General features: G+C 69.2%; 9 protein-coding genes. 1 reads left to right on the top strand and 8 read right to left on the bottom strand.

The features are described 5' to 3' along the window. Window positions 1-180: 180 nt before the first annotated feature. Complete coding sequence (locus ACK4ZD_RS02505; protein WP_409658328.1) at window positions 181-1,941, top strand: sensor histidine kinase; 1,761 nt, start codon at window positions 181-183, stop codon at window positions 1,939-1,941. On the opposite strand, the gene ACK4ZD_RS02500 is transcribed toward ACK4ZD_RS02505, so the two are convergent. The 8 genes from ACK4ZD_RS02500 to ACK4ZD_RS02465 form a co-directional block, all read right to left on the bottom strand. After that, window positions 1,925-2,527, bottom strand: coding sequence for a response regulator (locus ACK4ZD_RS02500; RefSeq protein ID WP_409658326.1), 603 nt, complete (start codon window positions 2,525-2,527; stop codon window positions 1,925-1,927). The two genes, ACK4ZD_RS02505 and ACK4ZD_RS02500, sit on opposite strands and share 17 nt — an antisense overlap. A gap of 88 nt (window positions 2,528-2,615) precedes the next feature. Further along, entirely contained in the window at window positions 2,616-6,260 is a 3,645-nt protein-coding gene (locus ACK4ZD_RS02495) for a PAS domain S-box protein (protein ID WP_409658323.1), read from the bottom strand. Between the two features lie 192 nt (window positions 6,261-6,452). Continuing rightward, complete coding sequence (locus tag ACK4ZD_RS02490; protein ID WP_409658320.1) at window positions 6,453-7,658, bottom strand: EAL and HDOD domain-containing protein; 1,206 nt, start codon at window positions 7,656-7,658, stop codon at window positions 6,453-6,455. 49 nt (window positions 7,659-7,707) lie between these two features. Beyond that, entirely contained in the window at window positions 7,708-8,916 is a 1,209-nt protein-coding gene (gene flgL, locus ACK4ZD_RS02485) for a flagellar hook-associated protein FlgL (protein ID WP_409658317.1), read from the bottom strand. Window positions 8,917-8,944: 28 nt separating this feature from the next. Continuing rightward, complete coding sequence (gene flgK / locus ACK4ZD_RS02480; protein ID WP_409658314.1) at window positions 8,945-10,834, bottom strand: flagellar hook-associated protein FlgK; 1,890 nt, start codon at window positions 10,832-10,834, stop codon at window positions 8,945-8,947. A gap of 9 nt (window positions 10,835-10,843) precedes the next feature. Continuing rightward, window positions 10,844-11,701 (bottom strand): flagellar assembly peptidoglycan hydrolase FlgJ, encoded by an 858-nt coding sequence (gene flgJ, locus ACK4ZD_RS02475; protein ID WP_409658311.1) that lies wholly within the window; start codon window positions 11,699-11,701, stop codon window positions 10,844-10,846. Beyond that, window positions 11,701-12,834 (bottom strand): flagellar basal body P-ring protein FlgI, encoded by a 1,134-nt coding sequence (locus ACK4ZD_RS02470; protein WP_409658309.1) that lies wholly within the window; start codon window positions 12,832-12,834, stop codon window positions 11,701-11,703. Before ACK4ZD_RS02470 ends, flgJ begins: the two co-directional genes overlap by 1 nt. 41 nt (window positions 12,835-12,875) lie before the next feature. After that, window positions 12,876-13,547, bottom strand: a complete 672-nt coding sequence (locus ACK4ZD_RS02465) for a flagellar basal body L-ring protein FlgH (protein ID WP_409658306.1) — start codon at window positions 13,545-13,547, stop codon at window positions 12,876-12,878.

Here is a 13,547-nt window from a genome sequence, read left to right as displayed (position 1 = left end):
CCACCACGTCGATGCGGGGGCACTCGTCGGGTCTTCGGCGCCCTCCGCGACAACTTGAGCCCGCAACGGGCCGCATGGCCAGACCGCGCATGATCTTGGGGGCTCCTGCGCGTTCCAGGCGCGATGAGACCGGGAGAAACGAGAAAGAGTTGGCAAAGACTCGTCCTTACAATGCGCCGCATGAGCGAAAGGCCCGCCGCCCCCGCCCCCTGCCCTGCCCCGCCATCGACACGCCCGCCGTCGGCGTTCCCGGGGGGGCATCTGCTGGTGGCTGCGGGACTGGGTGCCGGGCTGACGCTGGTTTGGCTGGCCTTCAGCGTGACGGGCGTCGCCTGGATGCGCACCTCCTGGGCCGAGGGCTGGCAGGCCGTGGCGGGCTCCGACGTGCTGTTGCTGGTCGTGACCCTGGGGTTGGGGCTGCTGGGCGGGCTGTCGTGGTGGTTCGTACGGCGCGACGAGGCGGCCCGCCGGGCCGAGGCCCTGGCGCGCACCCAGGCCCGCGAGCTGCTCGAACTGCTGCCGTTCTGGTACTGGGAAACGGATGCCCAACACTGCCTGACGCGCCTGCGCCCGCCCCCGCAGGCCCCGGCCACCGACTGGCGCTTCGATGATCGCTTGGGTCGGCCGCTGTGGGAGGACTTCGGCAGTGGCGCGGGCTTGTGGCAGGCCCACCGCCACATGCTCGACGGGCTGCGCCCTTTCCAGGATTTGCCCACCCACCGCCGCGAGGCCGACGGACGCACCAGTCTGTGGCTGCTGAGCGGCCGGCCCCGCTTCGATGCCCAGGGGCGCTTCGTGGGTTACCAAGGCACGGCGCGCGATGTGTCGGCGCGGGTGGAGCTGCAGTTCGACCGGCAGATTGGGCTGAAGCTGCTCGACGCGGTGCCCAGCGCGGTGGTGCTGGCCGAATCGGTCGGGGACGGGCAAGCCGGCTACCGCATCCGCTATTGCAACGAGCGGGCCGCGCGCTGTATCGGCCAGTCGGCTGCCCTGCTGGCCGGGCGCGACGTGCTGGAGGCCGCCCGCGAGGCCCGCACCTGGCCGCTGGCCCCCTTGCTGCAGGCCCTGGGGCAGGCGCCGCAGGCCGAGCCGGCGCAGCCCGAGGGTTGCCGCTGGGAGATGCGGGTGGAAGCCTTCGCCTTCGAACACGGGGGCTCGCCGCGCAAGGCCCTGCTGCTGGTGTGCACCGAAGCCCAGCCCACGGCGGACGAGGCCACCCAGGCCGAGCGCCTGGCGGTGGAGCGGGAACTGGAGTCGTTCAGCTACACGGTGTCGCACGACCTGCGTGCCCCCATCCGGGTGATCGAGGGCTTCACGAAAATCCTTAAGGAGGATTACGCGCGCTCGCTCGACCGTATCGGCCACGACCACCTCGACCGGGTGCTGGGCGCGGCCGCACGCATGAACGGCATGATCGACGCGCTGCTGGCGCTGTCGCAGCTGACGGCCAAGCCTGTGGTGGCGCAGCCGGTGAACCTGAGTCAGCTGGCGCACTACATCGTCGAGGATCTGCGCCGCCAGGCGCCGCAGCGCCGCGTGGACGTGCACATCCAGGACGGGCTGAGCATCCAGGGCGATCCCACGCTGATGCGTGTGGTGCTGGAGAACCTGCTGGGCAACGCCTGGAAGTATTCGGCGCGCACCGAGCATGCACGCATCGAGTTCGGGGCGACGCAGCAGGACGGCCGCTGGATCTATCACGTCAAGGACAACGGGGCGGGCTTCGACATGCGCTTCGCCGACCGGCTGTTCGGCGTGTTCCAGCGCCTGCACAGCGCCAACGACTACCCCGGCACCGGCGTGGGACTGGCCACGGTGCAGCGCATCATCCGCCGCCATGGCGGGCAGATCTGGGCGGAATCGGAGGTCGGCGCCGGCGCGCGCTTTTACTTCACGCTGGGCGAGACCCGTCGGGGCGGCGCGCTCAGCCCGGGGCGCTGAGGGTTTCCAGGGCGCAGACGAAGCGGCGCGCCTGCTCGTCCAGGCTCAGCCCGTCGTGCAAAGCCTGGCGGCGCAGCCGCTCCAGCGCCTGCCGCCGATCGAGCGAGAAGCGGTGCATGGCGATGCCCACCGCCAGGGCCACGACCTGCTCCAGCGCCTCGTCGCCTCCGGGACCGCCCGGATCGTTGGCCGGGCGCAACGGTTCGGCCTGACGCGACTGCTGGTGCGCGAAGGCGGCTTCCACCGCCGGCACGATCTGGCGGATGTCCAGCGGTTTGACCAGGTAGGCCACGGCCCCCAGGGCCTTGACCTTTTCGAGGGTGGCGTCGTCGGAAAAAGCCGACAGGAACATGAAGGGGGTGCGCAGCGAGGTGCGCAGGTACTCGGCCACGTCGAATCCGCTTTTGCCCTCCATGCGGATGTCGAGCAGGGCCAACCCGGGCCGGTGCTCGCGGGCCAGCAAGATGGCATCGTCACCGTTGTCGGCGTCGATGACCTCATAGCCGGCCTGCGACAGCCCGTGGGTGAGGGTCGCCAGGACCAGACGGTCGTCGTCTACCACGAGGATCTTGCCCTTGTTCGTCACGCTGTGCCTCGCCACCTGCTTCGCACCCGGGGGTGAGGCCCCGGCCGGGATGAAAGTGTATTGTCGTCCAACTTCGGCCAGGAAGGAATCACGTCGGCTGGCGCGTGGCGCCGGGCGGCACGAGCCGGACCGTGGCGCACACGCCATCGTCGCCGTCGGGCTGCAGTGACAAGCGGGCACTGCGCCGCGGCAGCAGGGCGCGGATCAGCCCCAGTCCCGAGACGCCTGCCGGCACTTGGTCCAGCGAGAAGTCCTCGGGCAGCCGGCCGCGGTTGCGCACGCTGATGCTCACCGCGTCGGCCTCGCTGTCGAGCACGCAGCTGACCTCGCCGCCGGGGCTGTGCTTCACGGCATTGGTCAGCAGCTCGTTCAGGCTGAGCGCGATCGGGATGGATTCGGCTTCAGGCAGCACCCACTCGCCGGTTCCTTCACCCTGCTCCAGCATGACGATGGTGCGATCGAAGGTGCGCTGTACCGAGCCGGTGATGGCCTGCACCACCTTGCGCAAGCGCAGCGGGCCGCTGGCGCCGACTTGCAGGCCATAGACATGGGCGATGGCCTGCACCTGGCCGGCCACCTCGCTGATCGGGCCGGCCATCTCGGGCTTGCGCTGGGCAATCTGCTGCAGCAGGCCGGCCACGCCTTGCAGGTTGTTTTTGATGCGGTGGTGCACCTCCTTGACGAGCAGCTCGCGCTGGGCAATGGCCGCCTCCAGGCGGGCTTCCTCGGCGGCGCGCTGCTCGGTCACGTTGGTGGCCACCAGCAGGAGCTGGTCCGCGGGTTCGCCCGGCTGGGCCAGGGGCATGAAGCGTGCATCCCACACAGTGGGCTGCCCCTTCACACGCACGCGGTACTCCTTGTGCGTGACCCCCTCGCTGCGCAGGGCCTCCTGCATGTCGGCACGGAATTGCGCGGCCTCTTGCGGGTCGTAGATGTCCTCGGGGGTGGTGCCCACCAGCTGGTCGATGGGCCGTCCGGCAATGTCGGCGGCCGTCTGGTTGATCTGCAGGATCTTGAGCGTGCGGGCGTCGCGCAGCGTGATGGCCAGGGGCGCCAACTCGATGATGCGCTGCAGCGAGGCGCGGGCCTGGGCGATGCGGCGTTCGGCCTGGCGACGGCTGTCGATGTCCAGCAGCGCGAAGGTGAGCTCGCGCCCGCCCAGGGCGTGCGCGCCGGTGACGACGGCATTGCCGACGACCCAAAAGCGGCGACCGTCGCGTGCTGCGACCTCGCATTCGAAAGTGTGCACTTGGCCTTCGTCCAAGCGGTTCAGCAGCGCCCGGTCGCGGAAGGGATGGGAGGGGTCGTCGGAGGCCACGACGCTCATCGGCTGTCCGGCGAAGTCGGCCAGTTCGCCCCCGAACATGCGGCGTGCCGAGCGGTTCATCCACTCGATGCCGTGGGGCCCCACGGTGACGATGCCAACGAAGACCGAGTCGAGGATGGCGCGCGTGCGCTCAGCCTGGGTCACCAGGGCCTGCTCGGCTCGGTGGCGGGCATCGACGTTGACGTAGGAGGCAATCACCCCGCCCTCGGGCCGGCCGGGCTCGACCAGGCGCTTGCTCACCTGCACCCACTGCAGCCGGCCGTCTTTGCGGCATAGCACGCGCTCGCCGGCCCAATGACCCACCTCGGCCAGGGCACGCGCCTCGGCGTGTTCGCGGCCGTCCGGATCCCACTGCGGGTCGAAAAGTTCGGACTCGAAGCGCTGCTCGAGTTCTTCCAGGGGATAGCCGCTGAGCAGGCTGAAGCCTTCGTTGGCCCGCTGCACCCGGCCCTGGCGCAGGAACACGATGCCCACGTCGGACAGGCTGAACATCAGCTCGCGGTCGCGCACCACGGCCTGCAGCTCCATCTGTTGGGTTTTGAGCCGGGTGATGTCCGACAGCACGGCGATGGACTCGATCTCCGGCCCTGGGCTGTCCATGCGGCGCATCGACAAGGCGCACCAACGGAGCTCGCGCCCGGGCAGGCGGATCTCGATTTCGGCCTCGTACTGCCCCGCCGAGGCCAGGGTGTTCAGGGCCTCATAAGCCAGATCCTGGTCCTGGCCGGCATCGCGCAGCAGCTCGCTCAGGCGCGGCTCGAGCAGCGTGCTGCCTTCCAAGCCCAGCAGGCGCTCGAATTGGCGGTTGTAGCGCAGCAGGGTCTGGCCGCGCAGGTAGGCGATGCCCGCCGAGGTGCTGTCGAGGATGGTGGTGAGCTCGCGCAGCAACCGGTCGTTGCGCTGCTGGGTCTGGTGCTGCTCGGTGACATCCAGGGTGATCACCGAGGTGCTGCGTTTACCCGAGCCGAGCACCCGGGGCTCCACGCGCGTGAGCAGCCAGCGCAGACCCAGCTCGGGATGGACGATGGCGTAGCGGGCCTCGGCACGCTCGCCGCTGCGCAGCGCGCGCTGCACGCGATCGAATTCGGCCAGGGAGTCGGATCGAACGAGTTCGCGGCTGATGGCTTTGAGCTGGCTAGACGGCAGCGCCTGTCCGGCCGCCGCCGCCCCGGCGGGATGGAAGCGGCCGCGCTGGTCGTCGAAGAGCGCCAGCCCGGCATGGGCGGTTTCGACGAGGACGCCGAGCTGCGACTGCGCGCGGTCCAGTTCGTCCTCGGCCGTGCGATCCTCGACGACGGACATGAAGCGTCGCCGGCCTTGATGGGTTTCGAGGCAGCGCACCACGGCGCGCAGCGAGCGCTCGTCGCCGTCGGGATGTTCGACCCAGCCGTGGCGCAGCAGCGGCGGGCTGCCCGGGTGCAGCCCCGCCAAGGGGCCGCCGGTGTACCAGCCCAACAGGTCGCGCAGGCTGTGGTGCACGTCGGCCAGCGAAGCCGGCAGCTCGCCCACGAGCTGGGCCAGCGCCGGATTGCTGCGCACGACCAGGCCGTCTTCGTCGAAGAGCATCATGCCCACCGGGGAGAGATCGAACCAGTGGTCCAGCTCGGCCGCCGAGCGCTCGGCCATCTCGCGCGCGAGGATCTCGCTGGTGCAGTCCTGCAGCACCGAAAAGCACCAGGGCGCGCCGGGCGCAGTACTTCGAATCACATGCGTGACGGCACGGTACCAGCGGGTCTGCCCCCTGGCATCGATGAACCGGCGTTGGGTGAAGGCCGAGGCCTCGCCGCCTTCGTCCAGCGCCAGGCTGAGCTGCTGGCGCGTCTCCAGCTGGGCCTCCCTGTCCTCGGGGTGCAGCAGCACGATCGGGTCCAGACCGATGAGGTAGTCGCGAGCAAAGCCGGTGAAGTCGAGCAGGGCCTGGTTGACGTCGATCACGCGCAGTTGCGCGTCTTGCAAGATGACGGGAAAGGGGGAGTCCCAGAACATGCGCCGCAGCTCTCGCAGCGGCTCGGGCTCGGCTGGTGCGGCCGCCGGTGCGCCAGCGGCTGCCTGGGCCGGGCTCAGACGCAGCCACCAACGCCGGCCGGGTTGTTGGGCCAGGGCGAGCCGCCAAGCCTGACCGCCCGGGCCCATGACCCTTGGCCCCAGCCTCCAGGCCTGGGGCGTGTCCGCGGGGACGAGCCGCGCCGCCTGCCGCAACTGGGCCAGGACCCATTGCACGGCCGACAACCCCAGCGCGCCCACCAAGGTGTGCACCGTCGCGCCCGGTGTGGTACGCAGCCGGTCACGCGCCGCCCGGTTGGCGAGCTCGATGCGGCCGGTGTCGTCCAGCCACAGGCCAGGGTCGGGCTGGAGCTCGAAGTCCGGGGCCGGACCGGAGGGCGGGTCGGCGTTGACGGCACTCATCGAGGCGGCGGGCAAGGCAGAGGCGGGGCGAGACAAGCCGTCATGGACGTGTGGCGTGCAAAGTCCGCGAGTGGCCCTTGCGGACAGCCGGCGAAGGCGAGCGCGGGATCGCGCCCCAGCAGTGTAGAGCAGCCCTGCGGCAGCGCCAACCGAAGGCCGCCCCCGTTCTGGGGGGCGCCCACTGCAGGGAGCTCAATCGAGCTGGTTGGCCATGGTCAGCGTGCCCAGCACGGCGCGGTTGACCTCCTGCAGGCTCATCAGCAGCTGCTCGGCATGTTCATGGATCACCGGCGCGGTCTCGGATTCGACCGCGCGGGCCAGCTCCAGGTAGGGGTGGTGCGGCCCTTCGCCATCGACCAGGGCTTGGTAGACCCGATCGGGGACGGGGATGGTCTTGAGCAGTTCGCCGAAGGGTTTCTGGAAAATCTTGTCCAGCAGCGAGAAGACGCCGCAGATGAAGACCTCGCCGCGAGTCTCGTCATCGCCCGTGTGGGCCACGAGCTGCTCCATGAAGATGCCCCGGCGCACCGAGGCGTACATGACCGGGCGCATGTTGACGTCCTTGCTGGCCGTGGCCAGCAGCAGGGCCAGCCAGCGCTTCAGTCGCTTGTAGCCCAGCAACATGATGGCGTGTCGGAAGGAGCCGATCTCCACGGACAAGCCGAAAGCCGGGGAGTTGATGTAGCGCATGAGCTGGTAGGCCAGCGAGGGGTCACGCTTGAGCACGGCCTCGAGCTTGTCGATGTCCTCGCCCTCATCGACTCGGCGGATCAGTTCCACCAACACGGCCATGTCCGGCTGCCCCGAGCGGCCGCCGGCCGCAGCCGCCGCGCCCGTCACCTCCTCGATGGGCCAGCCCAGGATGGCCAGCGCCCCGCGCGCGAAGCTACCCTCCATCTCGGCCACGGTGCGCACATTGCTCTGAATGAAGCCCATGTGACGCACCGCGCCGGGCTCGACGTGGCCGGGGATCTCGTTCTTGCGGCGGTCGTCGGCCAGGTCGATGATGGAATGCTTGAAGCACGGCAGGATCTCGCGCGGCAGCAGCGAGGGCGGACGTCCGTGCAGCAGCAGGGTGTTGCCGTTGGCGTGGAGCTGGGCGATGGCCTGCGTGTTGGCCGGATCGCAGGCGATGAACGACGGGATCTCGACCATCACCGACGACAGCGGCTTGGCACGCAGCAGATCGTTGAGCAGCGTCTCGCTCATGACGTTGAGCGACACGGGTTGCCCCCCCTCGGGCCAGACCTCGGCAATCGCGGCCAGCAGGTGATCGGCCTTCAGGGTCTCCTGCGTGCGCAGCGACGACACGGTGAGACGGGTGGCCACGATCTTGCGGCTGCGGTCCACCATCGGGGAATAGCTCAGCGCGATGTTGCGCAGGACGTCGTTGTCCATGGGCGACGGATTCGATGCAGTGTCGTTGAAAGGCGCGGTCCTCGGCGGCTCAGCCCAGATACTGGAACAGGCTCATCCGCTGGACCGTGCCGTAGGTCTTGAGCACCGCATCGTAGCCGGTTTGCTTGTTCTGGAACTCGGAGATGGCCTGCACCATGTCCAAATCTTCCGCATTCGAGCGGTCTGTTTGCGCATGGAGCTTGCTCGCCGACAGGCGATCTTCGACGCCGTCGATGCGGTTGAGGGTGTCGCCCACGGCGCTGCGCACGCTTTGCAGGCGCGCCAGGACGGAGTCGAGGTTGCGCAGGCCGTCGGTGGTGGTCTGCACCACCTCGGAAGGGGTGGCGCTTGCGTCGCGCAGGCCTGCAATGGCCCGATCCAGGGCGTCGAAGACACTGAGCGTGGGGGTGCTGGGCATGATGCGGAACTCGTCGCCGTCGGCCGGTGCGCCACTGATGTTGAAGGCAATGCCGTCGATGGTGATGGCCGCGCCAGATTGGTAGCTGCCCGTGGTGGCAGCACCCACGGGAGCGCCGGTGTCGGGGTCGCGCGGCTGCACGGTATAGGTGGTGGTGCCGGCCGTCACGCTGAAGGTCACGTCGTAGCGCAGGCCCTGTACCAGGCCCGGGTCGGTGACCCGCCCGGCATCGATCCACGCCGCACCGTTCACGTTGATGCGCTGGGTTTCGAAGACGCCGTTGCCCGTGGCCGCGCTCATCCAGGCGGCCTGGCCGTCCACCGTGGCCGGCAACACCTCGCCCGAAGCCACCGACACGGCCCCGCCGATGCCTGTGAACTGCACGCCGCCCGGGGTGTTGACGAACGGCGCCCCGGCAGCGCCCTGGCCGGCAAACAGGTAGTTGCCCGCGCCGTCTTGGCGATTGGCAATGGACAGCAACTGGTCGCGGTACTGCTGAAGTTGCTCAGCCAAGCCCCGGCGCTCGGCGGCGGTGTAGCTGCCGTTGCCGGCCGCCACCAGGGACTCGCGGGCCGACTGCAGCAAGCCCACCGCATCGCCCAGAGCGCTTTCGGCCAGGCTCATGGCCGTGCGGCTGGACTCCACTGCACGCTGCGAGACGACGCTGCGATCGACCGCGGCTGCGGCGCGCTCGGCACGGGCCGCGGCGGTGGGGTCGTCGCTGGCACGCAGCACGCGCTTGCCGCTGGTCAGGCGCACCTGGGCATCGGTGAGGTCGACCTGGCGGTCTTGCAGGTTCTGGATTGCAGCCTGGTAAGCCGTGGCAGTGGCGATGCGCATGAGAGGGTCTCCGGGCGGTCAGGCCGGGTCAGCGGCCAGCGGTCTGCAAGATGGTGTCGAAGACCTGCTGGGCCACCTGCAGCACCTTGGCGGCGGCCTGGTAGGCCTGCTGGAACTGGATGAGTCGAGCAGCTTCCTCGTCGAGGTTGACACCCGACAAGTTGTCGCGCGCGGCCTGGGCGTCGCGGGCGATGGCCTTGGACATATCGGCCGAGGCCTTGGCTCCTTGCACACGGATGCCCACGTCGGCCAGCACGCTGGCATAGGCATTGGCCAGGGTCTCCCCCCCCACCATGGGTTCGTCGCGCAGGTCGAGCAAGGCCAGGGCATTGCCGTTGTTGCTGGCCAGCGCACCTGACACCGTCGTGGTCGACAGGATCTCGATCGTATCGCCGGCCTGGGGCACGCCGGTGAGGGTGAGCTCCCAGCCGTTGATGCGGATGGGCTCGCCCGGCACGAGCGTGGTGCTCGGGGTGCCGCTGACCGGCCCGACGATGTTGAAGGTCGTGGCCGAGGTGAAGACGATCTGCAAGGGCTGGCCCAGGTTGGGGTCGGCCTGCTTGGGCAGCAAGGTGCTCACGCCCACCGTGCCTTCGTTGGCAGGGCTCACCACCGCGACCACCGGCGAGGCGGCGGCGATGCCGCTTGGGTCGCTCAGGGCCGAGCGCAGGTCGGTGGCGGCAAAGCGCACCGGCTGGACGAGGAAGCGATCGCCCTCGGCAGGGGTGCCGGCCGGCACCGTGAGGGTGATGCCAGCGACTTGCGTGCCCGGGGTGTACGGCGCCCAGCCGCCATCGGGCAAGCGCCGCAATTGCCAAGAGCCGCCTTGGAAGCGCAGCTCGTGGTCGGTCGCCTCCAGCGCGGTGGCATCGGTGATGGTGACGGTGACCTGCGCGGTGCCGGTGTTGGCCGCGTGCGGCAAGGTGCGCGCAGCGCCCGTGCTCAGGAGCGGCCCACCGGGGTTGCCGTTGAGGTCGTGGCCCAAGGCCTGCTGTTCGTTCAGACGGGCCGCGAGCACCGCGGCCATGCGCCCGACCTGGTTGATGGCCGCCGGCAGATCCTGGCTCTGGAAGCGCAGCATGCCGGCCAGGGTGCCGCCGCCCAGGCTGCCTTCGACCAGAGGGCGGTCTACCCCGGCCTCACGGATCCCCAGGCGCCCGATGCTCTGGTCGTAAGGGTCGGGGACCAGGGTGAGCGGCAGGGCATCATTGCCCAGAACGAGGCGCTGGCCGCCGGCGATGAACAGGCCGACGGTGCCGTCCGGCGCAGGGATCTGGGTGACTTGGATGAACTGGCTGATCTCGCCGACCAGCCTATCGCGCTGGTCGAGCAAGTCGTTGGGTTCATGGCCCAGCCCCTTGACGCGCGCGATCTGCTGGTTGAGGTCGGCCACGCGCCGAGTCAGCTCGTTGACGGTGCCGATCGAGGTCTTGAGATCCTGCGTGATGCCCTGCTGCAGCGCCGTCAGCTCGCCGGCCGCAGAGCGGTAGCGCGAGGCCAGGGCCTCCACGCGCGAGAGCACCACCTGGCGGGACGACGAATCCGAGGGGTTGCTAGCCACATCGACGAAGGCATTGAGGAGCTGCCCGGCGGCAAAGCCCAGGCCCGACTCGCCCAGGCGAAACGCTTTCTCCATGCGCTGCAGGTAGTCCAGGCGCGTGGCGTCGCCCGCGGCCAAGGCAGCGGTGCTGGCCGCCTCGGCGCTCAGGAAAGCGTTGTGGGCACGCTCGACGGTGGTGATGTTCACCCCCTTGCCGAAAAAGCCGGCGCCGCTGAACTGTCCGCCGGCGGTCTCGAGCTGCACCGTCTGGCGCGAATAGCCCGGCGTGTTGGCATTGGAGATGTTGTTCGCCGTGGTGTTGAGCTGCGCCTGCGCGGCGAACATCGTGCGCGTGCCCAGGCTGATGAGTCCGCTCATGATGGATCCTTAACTCGTGGCGCGCTGCAGCCGCAAGGTGGTGTTGATGACCCGTGTGAGCTTGTCGGCATAGGCCGGATCGGTGGCATAGCCGGCGTCCTGCAGTCCTTGCGCGAAGCCTTGGGCCGTATGCCCCTGTTCGATCACACGGGCATAGCGCTGGTTGTTCTTGATCAGTCGGGCGTAGTCGCGGTAGGCCTCGTGCAGCGAGTCGTAGGCGCGGAACTTTTGCACCATCTTGCGCGGCTCGCCGTTGACGTACTCCGTGGTGACGACCTCGGCCACCTTGCCCTGCCACCCCCCCGTGGCTTTGATGCCGAACACGTTGTGCGAGGGGGTGCCGTCGGCGTTCCTGATCTCGCGGCGACCCCAGCCCGACTCGTGGGCCGCCTGCGCCAGGATGAAGTGCTCCGGGATGCCGGTTTCGCGCGAGGCGATCTGGGCGGCCGACCAGTGCTGGCGCAGGAACTCTCCCTGGGGACCGAGCGCTCGCGGTGCGGACAGCGCCGCAGGCAGCGGGCGCGGGGTCGAGGGGCCCGGCCCTGGGGGCGTGGCAGGCGGGCCGAGGTGCCGCTCGAGCTGCCGCGCGATCATGTCGGCCAGGCCGCCGGGCAGGCCGGCAAGTCGGGTGGCGTATTGTTGGTCGAGCCATTCGGTGCCCAGATCCGAGCCGGCGTTGTCGGTCAGCCCGGAGGCCATCGTGGTGGCGCGCATGCTCTTGAGCAGCTCCTGCATGAACACGGCCTCGAACTGGCGCGCGGCCTCCTTCACCGCCGCGCGCGGGTCTTGTCCTGCCCGCGCGCGAAGCAGGTCCAGCGACTTGACGTCGCCGGACAGGCCACGCTGCAGCGTCAGGGGCGAGTTCATCAAATCACCTCGAGTTCGGCCTGCAAGGCGCCAGCGGCCTTCATGGCCTGCAAGATGGCCAGCAAGTCCATGGGCGTGGCGCCCAAGGCGTTGAGGGCGCGCACGACATCGGTGAGCTGGGTGCCGGCCGGCACTTCGATCAGCGAGCCGCCGTCTTGCTTGATGCGAATGTCGGCCTGCTCGGCCACGACGGTCTCGCCGCGCGAGAACGGTGCCGGCTGGCTGATGACGGGCGTGGAACTGATCGTGACCGAGAGGTTGCCGTGCGCCACGGCGGCAGGCAGCAGGGTCACGGCCTGGTTCATCACGATGGATCCGGTGCGCGCGTTGAGCACCACCTTGGCCGCCGGAGCGGCGCCTTGCACGCTGAGGTTCTCGATGTCGGCCAGGAAGGCCACACGTTCGCCGGGCGACTGCGGGGCGCGCACCCGCACGGTGCGACCGTCCAGGGCCTCGGCCACGCCTTCGCCTTTGGCGCGGTTGATGGCCTGGGCGACCTGGCGCGCAGTGTGGAAGTCGGCGGCGTTGAGGTCGAGCTGCAGGAATTCGCCCTGGTGCAGCGGCGTGGGCACGCTGCGCTCGACCGTGGCGCCGCCAGGGATGCGACCGGCGCTCAGGTGGTTGACTTGGACCTTGCTGCCGCCGGCCGAGGCCCCGGCTCCACCCACGATGAGTTGACCCTGTGCCAGCGCATAGATGTGGCCGTCCGCGCCCTTGAGCGGCGTGGCGATCAAGGTGCCGCCGCGCAGCGACTTGGCATTGCCCAGCGAGGCGACGTTCACATCGATGGCCTGCCCTGGTTGGGCAAAGGGCGGCAGCTGGGCCGTCACCATCACCGCTGCCACATTCTTGAGCTGCATGTTGACCCCCGGCGGAATGGACACGCCCATTTGCTGCAGCATTGCAGTGATGCTCTGGGCGGTGAAGGGGGTCTGCGTGGTCTGGTCGCCGGTGCCGTCCAGCCCCACGACCAGGCCATAGCCCACGAGCTGGTTGGGCCGCACGCCCTGGACGGAGGCCACTTCCTTGATACGTTGGGCCTGCGCAGGCACCGGCCACCACAGCGCCGTGCTCGCCGCGATGGCGGCCACGGCGATGGCGATGCGCAGGAAACGTTCGTAGCGGGTGTTCATCGGCCCATGTCCTCGAAACTTGAGGACATTGTTGGCCGCGCTCAGAAGGGGATAACGCTCAAAAAGAAGCGGGCGAGCCAGCCAATTCCTTGCGCTTCTGCCTGCTGGCCGCGCCCGCGGTACTCGATGCGCACGTCGGCGATTTGCGAGGAGTTGACGGTGTTGCCCGGTTGGATCGATCGGGGATCGACACGACCCGTGAAGCGCATCACTTCCACGTTCTGGTTCAGGCCGATCTGCTTTTCCCCCCCGATGAGCAGGTGGCCGTTGGGCAGCACTTCCAGCACGGTGGCACTGATGGTGCCGGTGAAGTTGTTGGTCGCTTCCGTGCCACCCTTGCCGGAAAAGGTGTTCTCGGAGCTGCCGCCCACGCTGGCGCGGCCGAAGGAGTTGGGGTTGATGCCCGGCAACGCCGTGACGCTGCCACTGATGCTGCCGCTTTTCTCGACGGTGGAGGCCGAGCGCTGGCTGGCCTGCACGCGCTCGACGATGTTCACTGTCAGACTGTCGCCCACCAGACGCGCGCGGTGGTCCTCGAAGAGAGGCCGGTAGCTGGCGGCTTGAAACAATCCGCCGTTGTTGGCCGGCGCATAGGCCACGGGCTGGGGGCGGGCCGTCGTCGCCTCGGGCATCTCGACCTTGGGCGCCATGGTCTGGCACCCAGCGAGCAGGCCGGCCCCCAGGACCAGGCCACAGGAGATCAGGCGTTGCAT

The sequence above is a fragment of the Caldimonas sp. genome (assembly GCF_046291045.1).
Lineage (GTDB): Bacteria > Pseudomonadota > Gammaproteobacteria > Burkholderiales > Burkholderiaceae_C > Caldimonas.
The sequence above is the reverse complement of the archived record's forward strand: the minus strand, read 5'-3'. Positions and strand labels throughout refer to the sequence as shown.

Excerpts from the sequence above, each read along its gene's own strand:
- ACK4ZD_RS02505 (WP_409658328.1), top strand. The coding sequence starts at position 181 with ATGAGCGAAAGGCCCGCCGCCCCCGCCCCCTGCCCTGCCCCGCCATCG.
- ACK4ZD_RS02495 (WP_409658323.1), bottom strand. The coding sequence starts at position 6,260 with ATGAGTGCCGTCAACGCCGACCCGCCCTCCGGTCCGGCCCCGGACTTC.
- ACK4ZD_RS02490 (WP_409658320.1), bottom strand. The coding sequence starts at position 7,658 with ATGGACAACGACGTCCTGCGCAACATCGCGCTGAGCTATTCCCCGATG.
- flgL (WP_409658317.1), bottom strand. The coding sequence starts at position 8,916 with ATGCGCATCGCCACTGCCACGGCTTACCAGGCTGCAATCCAGAACCTG.
- flgK (WP_409658314.1), bottom strand. The coding sequence starts at position 10,834 with ATGAGCGGACTCATCAGCCTGGGCACGCGCACGATGTTCGCCGCGCAG.
- flgJ (WP_409658311.1), bottom strand. The coding sequence starts at position 11,701 with ATGAACTCGCCCCTGACGCTGCAGCGTGGCCTGTCCGGCGACGTCAAG.
- ACK4ZD_RS02470 (WP_409658309.1), bottom strand. The coding sequence starts at position 12,834 with ATGAACACCCGCTACGAACGTTTCCTGCGCATCGCCATCGCCGTGGCC.
- ACK4ZD_RS02465 (WP_409658306.1), bottom strand. The coding sequence starts at position 13,547 with ATGCAACGCCTGATCTCCTGTGGCCTGGTCCTGGGGGCCGGCCTGCTC.